Annotated in this window: 12 protein-coding genes; 4 read left to right on the forward strand and 8 right to left on the reverse strand. The window is 43.2% G+C overall.

Going from position 1 to position 13,106, the window contains the following annotated elements; all coding sequences use genetic code 11:
- The first annotated feature begins 111 nt into the window (after window positions 1–111).
- On the forward strand, window positions 112–1,134 hold the full coding sequence (locus tag J7623_RS06570; protein ID WP_291918787.1) for an LLM class flavin-dependent oxidoreductase: 1,023 nt from the start codon (window positions 112–114) through the stop codon (window positions 1,132–1,134).
- 260 nt (window positions 1,135–1,394) lie between these two features.
- The gene (locus J7623_RS06575; RefSeq protein ID WP_291918789.1) at window positions 1,395–2,420 is read left to right on the forward strand and encodes a PDDEXK nuclease domain-containing protein; all 1,026 of its coding nucleotides are present in this window, start codon (window positions 1,395–1,397) and stop codon (window positions 2,418–2,420) included.
- A 263-nt stretch (window positions 2,421–2,683) separates the two neighbouring features.
- Here the strand turns inward: J7623_RS06575 and J7623_RS06580 are convergent, their stop codons facing one another.
- From J7623_RS06580 to J7623_RS06610, 7 genes are all read right to left on the reverse strand, one after another.
- Window positions 2,684–3,676 carry a DUF4407 domain-containing protein gene (locus J7623_RS06580; RefSeq protein ID WP_291918791.1) on the reverse strand — a complete coding sequence of 331 codons (993 nt, stop codon included), beginning with the start codon at window positions 3,674–3,676 and terminating at the stop codon, window positions 2,684–2,686.
- A gap of 11 nt (window positions 3,677–3,687) precedes the next feature.
- Entirely contained in the window at window positions 3,688–4,254 is a 567-nt protein-coding gene (locus J7623_RS06585) for a hypothetical protein (protein WP_291918793.1), read from the reverse strand.
- A 7-nt stretch (window positions 4,255–4,261) separates the two neighbouring features.
- Window positions 4,262–4,654 (reverse strand): hypothetical protein, encoded by a 393-nt coding sequence (locus J7623_RS06590; protein ID WP_291918794.1) that lies wholly within the window; start codon window positions 4,652–4,654, stop codon window positions 4,262–4,264.
- Window positions 4,655–4,936: 282 nt separating this feature from the next.
- Window positions 4,937–5,146: a hypothetical protein gene (locus J7623_RS06595; RefSeq protein WP_291918796.1), complete on the reverse strand. Its 210-nt coding sequence runs from the start codon at window positions 5,144–5,146 to the stop codon at window positions 4,937–4,939.
- Window positions 5,147–5,248: 102 nt separating this feature from the next.
- The gene (locus tag J7623_RS06600; RefSeq protein WP_291918798.1) at window positions 5,249–5,914 is read right to left on the reverse strand and encodes a response regulator; all 666 of its coding nucleotides are present in this window, start codon (window positions 5,912–5,914) and stop codon (window positions 5,249–5,251) included.
- Window positions 5,911–7,590, reverse strand: coding sequence for a tetratricopeptide repeat protein (locus tag J7623_RS06605; protein WP_291918800.1), 1,680 nt, complete (start codon window positions 7,588–7,590; stop codon window positions 5,911–5,913). Before J7623_RS06605 ends, J7623_RS06600 begins: the two co-directional genes overlap by 4 nt.
- Before the next feature lie 109 nt (window positions 7,591–7,699).
- Complete coding sequence (locus tag J7623_RS06610) at window positions 7,700–7,849, reverse strand: hypothetical protein (protein ID WP_291918801.1); 150 nt, start codon at window positions 7,847–7,849, stop codon at window positions 7,700–7,702.
- A gap of 359 nt (window positions 7,850–8,208) precedes the next feature.
- On the opposite strand from J7623_RS06610, the gene J7623_RS06615 reads away from it, so the two are divergent.
- Both J7623_RS06615 and J7623_RS06620 read left to right on the forward strand, forming a co-directional pair.
- Complete coding sequence (locus J7623_RS06615; RefSeq protein ID WP_291918802.1) at window positions 8,209–9,180, forward strand: hypothetical protein; 972 nt, start codon at window positions 8,209–8,211, stop codon at window positions 9,178–9,180.
- A 203-nt stretch (window positions 9,181–9,383) separates the two neighbouring features.
- Window positions 9,384–12,362, forward strand: coding sequence for a sensor histidine kinase (locus tag J7623_RS06620; RefSeq protein ID WP_291919588.1), 2,979 nt, complete (start codon window positions 9,384–9,386; stop codon window positions 12,360–12,362).
- Here J7623_RS06620 and J7623_RS06625 read toward each other — a convergent pair.
- A complete protein-coding gene (locus J7623_RS06625; protein ID WP_291918804.1) occupies window positions 12,328–12,993 on the reverse strand; it encodes a response regulator transcription factor in 666 nt (221 codons plus the stop codon). The two genes, J7623_RS06620 and J7623_RS06625, sit on opposite strands and share 35 nt — an antisense overlap.
- Window positions 12,994–13,106 lie beyond the last annotated feature (113 nt).

Here is a 13,106-nt window from a genome sequence, read left to right on the forward strand (position 1 = left end):
GTTAGTAGGAGAAATAACGGAATAGAATAAAGAATACTTTAAATTTGGATGGAGAAGTATCACGCGCAAAAGATTCTTGCAGGCAAATGACAAACAGATAATATCAGACTTATGAAGAAAATAGGGTTTTTATCGTTCGGGCACTGGTCTAACCATCCGGCTTATAACGCCCGTACAGCCAGCGACACGTTACTTCAGTCCATTGATTTGGCAGTTGCTGCCGAAGAAATGGGTGTAGACGGTGCCTATTTTCGTGTACATCATTTTGCAGCGCAGTTAGGTTCTCCTTTTCCTTTGTTGGCAGCTATTGGTGCCAAAACAAGCAAGATAGAAATAGGAACGGGGGTTATTGATATGCGCTACGAAAATCCGCTGTACATGGTGGAAGATGCCGGCGCTGCCGATTTAATTTCGGAGGGGCGATTACAATTAGGTATCAGCAGAGGGTCGCCGGAGCAGGTGATCGATGGCTGGCGCTACTTTGGATATGAACCGGCAGCAGGAGAAACAGATGCCGATATGGGACGACGAAAAGCACTGGAGTTCCTGGACAAATTAAAGGGCGTTGGATTTGCGGAGCCTAATCCATATCCTATGTTCCCGAATCCACCGGGGTTATTACGTTTGGAGCCATATTCAGAAGGCCTGCGCGAACGTATCTGGTGGGGAGCGGCTTCTAATGCCACCGCTGTATGGGCTGCTGAAAATGGGATGCATCTTCAGAGCTCTACCCTGAAGATGGATGAAAGCGGTAAACCTTTCCACGTGCAACAAGCCGAGCAGATCAGGCTGTATAAAGATGCCTGGAAGAAAGCCGGGCATCGGCGGGAACCAAGGGTATCTGTAAGCCGGTCTATTTTTGCATTGGTCAATGACCAGGATCGTCAGTTCTTTGGGCGGGAAGGCAAGCAGGTGGATCAGATCGGCATGATTGAACCAAACAAACGCGCCATTTTCGGGAGAAACTATGCGGCGGAACCTGATCAACTCATCAAAGAGTTGGCAAAGGATGAAGCGGTCCAGGAGGCAGATACTATTTTGTTGACGATACCTAATACATTAGGTGTGGCTTACAATGTACATGTGTTGTCTTCTATTTTAGAGCATGTGGCGCCGGGATTAGGCTGGCGTTAATTTTGACTGGATGCAGGAAGTATAGTTCTAAGAAGTTTTTTTAAAAAAAATATTGAATTCATATAGTACGTCGCAGCGATACAAGTTCTATTAGAACTGGTATCGCTGTTTTATTTTCAGCAAATTCATTTTCAGTGGTACTGCTAGCCTGTACTGCGTATCAGATGAAATCTACAGCGTCATTTTGAAATCATCATAGGCAAAATTTAATTTAAAAAGAATTTGTTAACCATTATTATCTCAATGTAAAAACCATTATCATGTTAATCAATCAGTCCTTTATTACGGACATCAAATCGATCATTTCAGACGCAAAAGAAAAAGCTATTCGCGCAGTAGACCATCAGCGGACGTTGATGTACTGGCATATTGGTAAGTGTATTTTTGAAGAAGAGCAGGAGGGGAAAGAACGGGCAGATTATGGCACCTATCTGATCAAGTACCTTTCCGAAAAGATTCAACCGGAGTTCGGCAGCGGTTTTTCAGTTAGACAATTGGAGCGTTACCGGCAGTTTTATCGCCTGTTTCCAATTGCGTCCGCACTGCGGACGCAATTGAGCTGGACCCAGTATAAACTGTTGTTAAGCGTTGATAATGAGGATGCAAGAGCTTATTACATTGCTGAAACAGTGAAAAATAATTGGACTTCGCGACAATTGGAAAGGCAGGTTTACAGTAATTTATATGAGCGGCTTCTGATGAGTAATGATAAAGAAAGTGTGCTGGCCGTCGCCAATGAAGAAAAGCTCCCATCTGATGCAAGGGAAATCATTAAAGATCCAATATTATTGGAGTTTTTAGGAATGAAGCGGGAAGCATCATATTATGAGCGGGATTTGGAAGGTGCCATTATTACTCATTTGCAGGATTTCTTATTGGAATTAGGCAATGGTTTTTCCTTTGTAGCAAGGCAACAACGCATTCATATTGAAGGAGACGAATTCTATGTGGATTTAGTATGTTATAACCGGCTGTTGCAATGTTTTGTCATCATTGAAATAAAAACGAAAAAGCTTACACACGGGGATCTTGGGCAGCTACAGATGTATGTCAATTATTACGACCGGGTGGTAAAAGTACCGCACGAAAATGCGACGATCGGTATCTTACTTTGTGCCAGCAAAAATGATGGCGTGGTACGATTCACGTTACCCGAAGGGCAAAAACAAATCGTTGCCAGTCAGTATGAGCTTTATTTACCTACTGAAAAGCAATTACTGGATGAGGTAAATAAAGAATTGGAGAGTTTTGAGGAAAAAGAGAGGGAAGCAACGTTGAATACGTGAAATCTAACAGCCGTTGAGGTTCCGGAAAAATGGAAAGGCCCATCAGCAAAAGTTGATGGGCGTTTTCTAACGGTAAACAGTCCCCCTTGCCAAGTGTTCTTATTTCCTTTCATTCAATATTTAAGGCCATACAATACCGGGTTGCCTGGTGTTGATGATCGTGGGATTATTGTCATCGGGGAAATACAGCATATAGGAATGGTGGTTTAAATAGCCTTCAAGCCGCCAGGTGATTTTGCCGGAAGAATTTTTTAAGTATTTTTTTATTCAAATCCTTTCCCAAGGGCGTCGAGCCGCCGCATTTGTAAATTCATGTGATGTAATACCACTTTTTCATAGTCATTACCGCGGTCTCCCATCTTACTAAATAGTACCAGCAGCTCTATAAACAGGAAAAATAAAATCCACAGGAACCAGAAACACAAAGCAACGTTAGAGGAGGACAGCATCTGTTTCATGATGATTAGCTCATCTAAAAAACCGGTATTGGCTTTCATTTCCTCTTCCAGTTTCGGTTTGATGAGGAGTAAATCGTTGTCCTTTTGGGCTTTTTGTCGCCGCATAGCGCCAATAGTGGAGTCGAGGGGCGACAGCAATGCTATTTTGGGATTGGGTATCGGGACGGATCCGGTGGTGTGATCCTGCACTGTTTTCCAAATCACGGAATCTCTGCCTGAAGCAGTTACTACATGTTCTGGTACCCGTCTGGTTGCAGTTTGTACAGTTGTTAGCGTTATAGTGGGATGTTGGCTCATATCCTGGATATAGTTAATCCTTTCCTGTTCTTTTTTATCGATAGTAGTGTCCAGTGCTGTAATTTGCTTCCTTAATTCTTCCGTTTTCGATGGTAATAATGTGTTTACTTTTTCCGATATATAGGCGTTTTTTTCGGTGTTGATATCTTTCTCGAATATGATCTGGTCGATGATAACAGCACCCAAAATGGACATGATGATAGCCAGGAAAGCTCTGAAAACTATTAACACACGGCCTGGATGCATAGATAAAACAATCTGTTTCTCCACCTGTACAATGATTACAGTGGCGAGTATCCCGGCCAGTGTGCAACCGGGGCCGCCGAGCGACAGGTAGCGATGCGCAAAAGTAAAACCGATAAAGAACCACAGGATACAAACAATCAACATCGCTGCCGTATATTTCTTCACGGATTTAAAAGCAGCTTCACTGCAGTTTCTCAGTATATTGTAGTTGTACCCGGTTAGAAAGCAGCCGAAACGAATCCATAGATGTTTCATAGCACCAGATTTTAAAAGTTTTTGTTTAGAATGATGTGACCCGAGATGGCCGCAAGACCATTTCTAAATCCACGGGTGTAGCTGATAACAATGCCATGCCCAACACCTTCGTTCACTTTCGCCTGTTCTTCGATTTCTATGACCTGGTTAATATGACTTTCAGCAATTTCTTTCTTTATGGTCAACTCTTCTACCGTATCAATCATTCCACTTCTGCTTCTGCTGGAGATGTGGAAGTTGATTTGCCGGATAAAGTCTTCATAAAATGTTTTCACCTTTCTGATAGATCTTTCCAGGTCATTTTTCAATGCGATTACATTTTGATCCAGATGGGTGGCGTCTGGATTAATTAATGCATCATTGTAGCCCTTGGATTCATAATTTTTGTCGAGGAAATCATATAGCTGGTGAATTCCTCCATTGAGCGGCGCAACAGGTTTCACTTCGGGGGCCTCTTTTTCCGGTGCCTCTTTCTCGATAAAAGTAGTTTCCGGAATATCTGGTATTGCGCTATCAATCGCCAGTGAATGACTATGTCCATTTTGGCGTTGCCTGTTAAAAATGTCAAATAAACTCATAAATATTTCATTTAATAGTGATGGTCGGCACTTTATATTTATTATGGCCTTTGTTGTGGCAAGCTTCACAAAGGGTGATGAGCAAATGGTCCGGATAGTCCCATGGAAGGCGGAATCGTTGCTCGCTTGCTATGAAATGGTATTGCCGGTGATGCACCTGTAGGTCTTTGTCGCTACGACAGTGTACACAACGATGCATGTCGCGGTACAATATTTCTTTTCTTTTCGCCTTCCAGTTTGGATGAAATAGAAGTGCACCATAACTGCCATGGGATTTGGCGTTCAGGAAAGGATGGTCTTCAGATTTTGCGGGAGGAGAGGTAGCGGGGATATACCTGCTATAAAGTTGATCTCCTTTAAACTGCAAATATCTATACGGTGCCTCGTTTGGAGTTGTCATAATAACGGTATTGGAGTTTATGGAACTATCTCTATTGTTCCCATTTACAAAGGGTTCTGTCTATCATTGCTTTCTCAAGGGGGATGCTGATGATTCGATGCTTGCAATTGCTTAGTCCACGGCAATTGGCATTGTAATGATATCTTGTAGCGCTTTTGCTATCGCAGATATACACCATTACCTGGTTACAATGAAGGGCGCTTATAAACAACCATGCTAATAAAAGTTTCATAGCTTAATTAATTCGGAAGACCAGGGGGACAAAAGCGTAGATATGATCCTTTAAGTTGTATGACAGGGTCTGTTACAAGTGCTACAACCATTCGACCTTGGAAAACGTTTCTTTGCTTCACGCACGGCTTCTTCGCAGGAGTTGAATTCACCCAGGTATATCCGGCTGTACATCACAGAGAAATAAGGGCAGCTATTAACGTGCACTTCATGATCGCCGTTGAGCTGGGCATTGTTGTTTACGTAGTACTTCTGTTTCATGATATTAATTTTAATTGATGAAACAAAAATATCTTGTGTCCAACTACTTTTTTTACGGGAAGCCGTAATTCGGCGTGTAAGGTGAGATTTTTTTTTTCGCTGTTATATCGCGCCTAACTCTTTGCAGTGAAGTACCAATTGCTCATTACTGGTAAATTCAAAAGCCTCTTTCATTTTATTCAGCCTTTTTTCAATGCTACTTAATCCTGAAGGAGTTATTCCATTGCGTTGAAGATATGCTGGAATGTCTTTCTGTAGCATTCCCTGCGACAGGAGTGTGATAATAGTGATGTCAAAATCTGAGAAGGAGTAGGCATTTTTTTTATCGATCAACTGTTTGATATGCCGGGGGAAGTAACGTCTGTAGCTTGCTATTTCATTAATAGCTTGTTTAAACTCCCTGGCATCGTTCCTGGCTTTAATTACGAAGCCATTGATGTCGTGGTGATTATAAAGTTGATCAATGGTCGCCGGACTGCCATTTTGTGAGAATACCAGTATATTGAGGTCCGGCTGTACTTTCCTGGCAGCGATAATCAATTCGATGCCATTCGACAGTATCTGCTTATTATCATCCTCACGAAAAGATAAATCTGTAACGAGGAGATCAAAAGCTCTTTTAGCTTTAACGGCCTGCGTGATCTTATACAGCGCGTCGTCGCAGTAATAGGCATATGCGATATCTATGATGCCTAGTTCTTCCAATGTTTTCTGCAAAGAAATATTAACTATTTCGTGATCTTCTGCAATAAGCACTTTTGTAATCATGACGATTGAGCGATTGGGAAAGAAATAATAATTTTTGATCCTTTATCAGGATGTTCAAATCTATATTGCCCGTTAATTCTTTTAATACGGTTTCCCGTATTTTGTAGTCCGTTTCCATACTTAACTTGCGGAGGAAAACCGATGCCATTGTCGGTATAGAGAATTTGAACCTGGTTATTTTGATATCCAAATTTTACCATCACGGAATTGGCCTGGCTATGTTTTTTCATATTAATCATCAATTCCTGCAGAATATGTTCCACTTCATGTTGTACCTGCGGGTTGATACGGCTCCAGGGGATGGTATCGTTGCCTACAATCATGACTTTGGTACGCTCGGATCCGAAAGACGTCAGCAGGTTTTCAATTTTAGTCAGGAAAGGAGTTGCTGTGGCGTTGGGTTTTTCATAAGAAATATCCCGGGAGCGTTCATACAGGATGTCAATTTTATCGATCAGCTCCTCCTTGTTTACCACTGGTTTATGCTCAAGGTCTGCCATGATGCGATACAAACCATTCGCTACTACGTCATGCACTTTTTGGGAGGTTTTAAGCTGATGTTCCTGTATGGCCTGTCGAGAGGCCTGTTCTATCTGTTGCCGGCGCCTGCGGTTCCGGAGCACTAACATACTCCCGGCTGCCAGGAAAACGAGGATGGTTAGCACTAAAATAAATCGTTGTATCAGCAGCAGATTTTTCTTTTGTGCATTATCCTTTTGCAACTGAAGATTATCGGCTTTACTTTTCGCTGCTTCGTACCGGATTAATGCGAATTGGTTTTTGGCAGTGTTCTTTGCCGTTTGGATACTATCCGTCAGGTATTGGTAGCGGATAAAATAAGGTTTCAACAGATTGGTGGGGCTAAGTGTTATAAGCTTTGAAAGTGCTTCTACCTGGTCATCGGGATTACCAAGGTCTCTGGCAACCTCATACCACTTCCTGGCATAGTGAAGGGCGGAATCAGGCAGGGAGAGGGAATAGTAGTCAGAAAGGTGCGCATAGCTGGCATTTAGTCCCCTGATATCGTTGGAATCCTTACGGATTTGCAAGGCCTGTTGTAGCTCCGGGCCGGCGGGATAAGTAGAGTCTTTCAACCATTTTGTTTTAGCATAGTTGGAAAGTACCCGGGCATACTCTTGTTTGTTGTCTTTGCTTTCAGCCAGCAGAGATTTGTATAGATTGAGCGCCTGGTCATATTCACCTTTCTTTTGGTAAGTGAGTGCAATGCTGTTTAAGGCAATGGGTTTATAGTCTGGGTTGCTGATATATTTAAGTGCTTTATGATAGTAATCAATAGCCGCATCGTAGTTTTTGAGATTAAGACAGGCATTCCCTAACTCAAAGTAGTCAGCGCCCATGCATTGCTGGTTTTCTTTTTTATGTTCATTGAGATAGGTTAAGGATTTCAGGAGGCTTTCCTGTCCTCCATAATGATCACCCTCGTGTGCCTGGATGATCCCCATATAACTATAGGCCGTTGCAATTTTCAAACTATCAGTAGCACTTGTGGCTACGATATTAAAGTAGTAAAAGGCGGAGTCATTGTTGTTGTTCTCGTAGAAAGACTCCCCTTTATCGAATGAGGGATCAGAAATGGGTGGTTTGGATACCTGCCTGGATGTGCAGGCGAAAAGGCCACAGCCGAGTAGGGGTAGTATGAATTTTGAGGGGCGCACCTGGGATTATTTTTTTAAAAGTATTCAATTTCTGCATGTTAAGGAATTATTATTGTCAGGTTGTTAAAAAAAGTGAGGCAAGAATTTTCTTGCCTCACAACGATACTACTTACGGTTTTTTCCTTGGAGGAATTGTGCCGGTTTCACCGCTGGTGTCGTCATCCAGCGTGGTAACCTGGGTGTCATGATTATGATTACCATTGTTGGTGTGGCCGGGGCTCAGGAATGCCAGGAAAAAACTTAATATATAAGAAAGCATTGTGTTAGTTTTTTAATGTTTAGGAAATAAGCCGCCGGTTGCCGGGCAGCCGGCAGCTGAGTTTTAAGTGAGTCAGGAAGCGCTTCTTGTTTTTTTTTGGGAAGGGTGGGTGTGGATTACGGAAGCTGATTATCGCTTCCCAGGCCGTTAACCGGCTTCCGCTTTCTTTACCCGGAGTGGATCGGGGCTGTACAGTACCTCGTAGCTACAGAGGTGTTTCCCGATTGCAGAACAAAGATACAGTGAGGTAAGAGGTTGATTTACAAACAATTCCAATAATTCCGATTATTCCTGATATGCGATAAGTAATTCCGGGAATGCCGGTCTGATTCCGATTATTCAGTTTTATAATTTCATTTATGGCAACCTTTTTTTTAGACTATCAGCAGCAGGTCTGGCAAGTGTACCAGCAGAAGAGGGATAACAATACGTTACCTCACGGGCTGATGTATCTTACCCCGGCAAAACTTAAGGAAGAATGCGTGAAGAGATGTACAAAAGATGTCGATAGATGGGATGAAAAGGTGGTCAGGGATTTCTGTGGAGATTTAAATGAATCAAAAAATTGTCACGCCCTCATTAAGAAGTGCGATACGGATAAGTTCAGGCCATTGGTCAATTATCTGAAGAAGAAGTCCGACAAAACGGATGAGAAGAATATCGAGCTCCTGGCATGGTTGATTGAATTTCCAGGCCGGCCATGGGAAAAGTGGAAGAAGGAAGCGCATGATGATAGTATTATTATTGGAACGCAGGAGGACGAGGAATCGGGAGAAGCGCCGGTAATAGTATTGGATCCCCAGGTAAATTCATCTGCCCAAAGCAGTATGCCCGACGGAAACCCGGCAATTCCGGAAAATCCGGTAATGCTAACCGGGATGGCTGTCGCCAGGGGAGCGGGAAGTGTAGAAGTGGAATCCCTGGAGCATTCCCAAAATCAGGTACAACGGAAACCGGCGAAGATGTTGGTGGCCGTGATGTTGTCACTGGCATTAGGAACTGGTGGCATGTGGTGGTGGAAAGATATGCATCAGCCATCTGGCGCTGGTGGTTGCATGTATTGGTTAGAAGATCATTATGAGCCTATAGCCTGTGATCAGAAATTACCCCACACCAAGGTTATAGCGTTAGATAGCATGAGGTTGAAATACTTCAGGAAAATAACCAGGCCAGACACCATCACTTACCAGTCCATAGGAAAGGTTTGGTATTCCAAGATGAACGGGAACCTGGAATTCTATACATGGGAAGGAGAACATCCGGTTGCTTTTGGTCGTTGGTTAAAGCCAATTACTCCTTATATTATCAGGGAGCATATCCTTCAGAGATGATCCCTCCTTTACCTTAGTATCCGCTTGTCAAAGAGAAGAGGATTTAGGATTAATTTTTTTATATCTTTATCAAGTTTAAAAAAATAACCTGCCAGATAACATGATATGCTGCCAGGTACCTAGTGCCTGTTTCTGAAATGAACCATATTTTTTTCCTTTGTCTATCCTTATTACGTTTTAACCCGGTGGAACCCGTTGCTGCAATGGATACCGTTCCGCATTATTTTATAAGACATTTTACGGATGAGGATGGCTTACCCCAAAACAGTGTTAAGGGTATGGTTCCTGATACCAATGGCTTTTTATGGTTGGCCACAGAGAATGGTTTATCCCGCTTCGACGGCAATTATTTTTTCAATTTTAATGTCGATAACGTGCCTGGACTGAAAAGCAGCAGGATGGGCAGAGTTTATCCCAATGATACGGCGATCACTGTTGAAACAGATATAGAAGAAATATTAACTGTAACTGGAAGTAAGGTGACGCGGGTAGGAAAAGAGATGCCGGGGTATGCCTACCAGCAATACCTGGCAAAGAAGAATGATTATTATCCTATCAGGGGATGGCCTGATGACTATGCGGAACAATTTGCTGCCATACGGCCTGTGGTTTTTCCCAATAGCAACGAAAGTTATTTTGCCGCCTATGGGGATACGATTTCTTTTGTGAAGAATGGTAGGGAGGCCTATCGCATTATACAACCAGACCTGGATCTGATGCGCTTGTTTGTATGCGGGCATCAGCTTTATTACTTTACCAGCAGCGGGCAGATATTAAGCTGGAAGAAAGACCGGCAGGTAAAAGTATCGCTTGTTGGAGACCTGTTGTCGGATTCCTCGTTTAATAAATCCGGTGTGGAATTATTATGGAACCTTGCTGCTCACCAGGTTTTTGCTTATACCGGAGGCAATTGTTACCAGTTGCAGCAGGAGGGAGAGCATATTCGTAGTGCAGTAGTATTACGGGGTTTCGATTTTCATGAAACATACATTAAGTCGATATATTATGATGTGGTCAACAGCCGGGTTTTCCTCGGAAGTTCTACGAAGGGACTTTATGTTTGCACGAGGCAACAGTTTACTTCGCATAAATCAGATATTCCGGATACCAGGGTATTTTATGCGCAAGCTCCTTTTGGAAAGAATGAAATAGTAACTGCATCGGGGTTATTGTTGGACGTGCATGGCAAATTCAGTCCCTTACCGCTATGGTTCAATAATAAAAACGTGCTGGAAAAATTTACCCTGGCCCGCGACAAACAAGGACGGTATTGGGGACGGGAGCAGGCAATGCTGATTAGTGTATCAGCGGACTTCAGTAAAGTGATGTCAAAAGTTAAAATGCCTGACGCCATTGGCCAGGTGTATGTGGATGCCGGTGGAACGTTGTGGGTGGGTGGAAAATACCGGGGATTGTATTATCTGAAGATGACAGCTCCCGGATTGCAATTATTGTCCGCAGGGGTAGAAGATGTTACCTATATCAAAGAAGGACAAATTCAGGGTGTTTTATGGATAGGCACCCATAAGGGCTTATATAGGGTTCATCAACCGTCGGGAAGTACCGACACCATTAAAGGCTTAGAGCAGGGAAACATAAGAAGCATCTATGTGGCCAGGCAGGGAGAAGTCTGGATTTCCACATATAACAAAGGCATTTTTCTTTACAGGAATGAAAGGCTGACAGCTTTGCCATTAGACCGGCAGGGATATATGTCTTCTACCCATTGCATTATAGAGGATGATTACGGCTATTGCTGGCTGACTACCAATAAGGGCTTATTCTGTGTTCGGCGGCAGGATGCGCTGGATTTTACAGACGGGAAAAAAGCAGATTTATTTTATTATTATTTCGGAAAAGATCAGGGATTTAATACGAACGAGTTCAATGGTGGTTGTGAACCCTGTGCACTGAAGTTTGAGAATGGCGACATTTCCTTGCCATCACTCGATGGGCTTGTTCATTATACACCAGCTTCTATCCAGATGGAGATGCCCGATAAGGGAATATTTGTAGACTGGATAGAGCGTGACCTGAAATTGACGGACGCAGTGGACAATATTGAACTGCCGCATAATTTTAAAACTTTCCGATTGCATGTCAGTTCTCCTTACTTTGGGGATCCCCGCAACCTGTATTTTAATTATTGCCTGGAAGAAAGTGACAAGGCAGGAGAGAAAAAGATATGGTTGCCAGTGAACAGCGACCGCACGGTTATTCTATCATCGTTGCCGTCAGGAGATTATCGTATTCATATCCGGAAGTTGAAAGGCTTTGGGAAAGATCAGTACATTGAAAAGGTGATCGATATCCACGTAGCGGAAGCTTTTTATGAAAAGAACTGGTTTCGCGTGTTGGTATTGATCGTGCTTATATGCCTGATCGTGTTATTTTATAAGATGCGTGTCCGTCATATTGAAGACCAGAACAAGCTATTAGAGTTAAAAGTATTTAACCGTACAAGGAAGCTGCAGGAAACCATGGCCACCTTGCAGGAGTCGGACGAACAGATACGCAAGCAGAGCCTGATGCATAAGCACCTGCTTACCGCCATTACGCATGATATTAAAACACCGCTGCGATTCCTGCTGATGGTCAATAAAGAAGAATCACTGTCGGGCAAACGGCAGGAAGAAGAAGTTGCCGCCGTAACGTATGAAAGCCTCTACCGCATGCATCACCTGGTAGATAACCTGATACATTACATGCGGACTACCTTCCAAACAGGTGCATTTACCCAGGATAGCGTATACCTGCTACCGTTAGTAGAAGAAAAGATGGCTATCTTCAAACCGGTTTCTGACGCTAAAGGAATTCAGCTTGCCTGTCATATTCCTCCGGAGATGACTATAGCGGTGAATAAGTTATTACTGGCCGTGGTGCTGCACAACCTGCTGGATAATGCCGTGAAATATACATCCCATGGAAGTGTGGAAATAACGGTGGAAGAAATGGCGACCGGCGTCATCATTAATATCAGTGACTCCGGTATAGGAATGCCGCAGGCCGTGCGGGATTGGATTAACCGGCCTGAAAACGATGGTACGGGGCATTCCCATAGTACCGGTATCGGGCTCATACTGGTAAAAGAGCTGTTACCGGTAATTAATGCCACTTTACGTGCTGGATCACGTGCCGGAGGCGGTACTATGCTTTCACTACAGCTCCACTATAATGGTTAGCCACCTGGTGCATTTGCGCTTTCTCTACTAAAGCGATCACATTTTTTACACCGGTTTTCTCAAAGATGCGCCCCTTATAAGTGCTCACCGTTGTGAGTTGCAGATGAAGTATTTCGGCAATTTTTATCAACGGAAGGCCTTTTATCAGCAGGTTCATCACTTCTATTTCACGACCGGAAAGCTCAGAGAACGGGTTGGAGGAATGCTCTTCCCGCCGGGTGTATTTCCTGATCAGTTGTTCGCGGACGGCTTTGCTGATATATTTCTCTCCTCCAAGCACCGCAGTAATGGCCGTTTTGAATTCGTCGTCGATGGAATTTTTTTCAATATATCCATCTGCACCGGTTTGGATATAGTCGAGCGCATACAGCAGTTCTTCATAGGCTGAACAAATGAGGATCCGGACATCGGGGAGCCGTAGTTTTACTGCATCAATCATCTGTCGGTTGTTGCCGCCGGGCATATTAATGTCCAGTATCAACAGGTCAAAATGTTGGGCTTCAATAAGAGAAATGGTTTCATCAAATGTTCTTGCTTCCGTTACCAGCATATTATCAGGCAGGGAACCAATAATTTGCTTTATACCAAGTCTTACAATAGAATGGTCATCAGCTATCAGTACATGTATCATCGCTATTCCATGTTAGGGACTACGGGTATCATAGATTTTCGTCGCACTAAAATAATATATTTTCTTTCCCTGTGTAATAATTATTATAATTTTTTAAGACAGGCAGCAGATGA

This window comes from Chitinophaga sp., from assembly GCF_017745275.1.
Lineage (GTDB): Bacteria > Bacteroidota > Bacteroidia > Chitinophagales > Chitinophagaceae > Chitinophaga.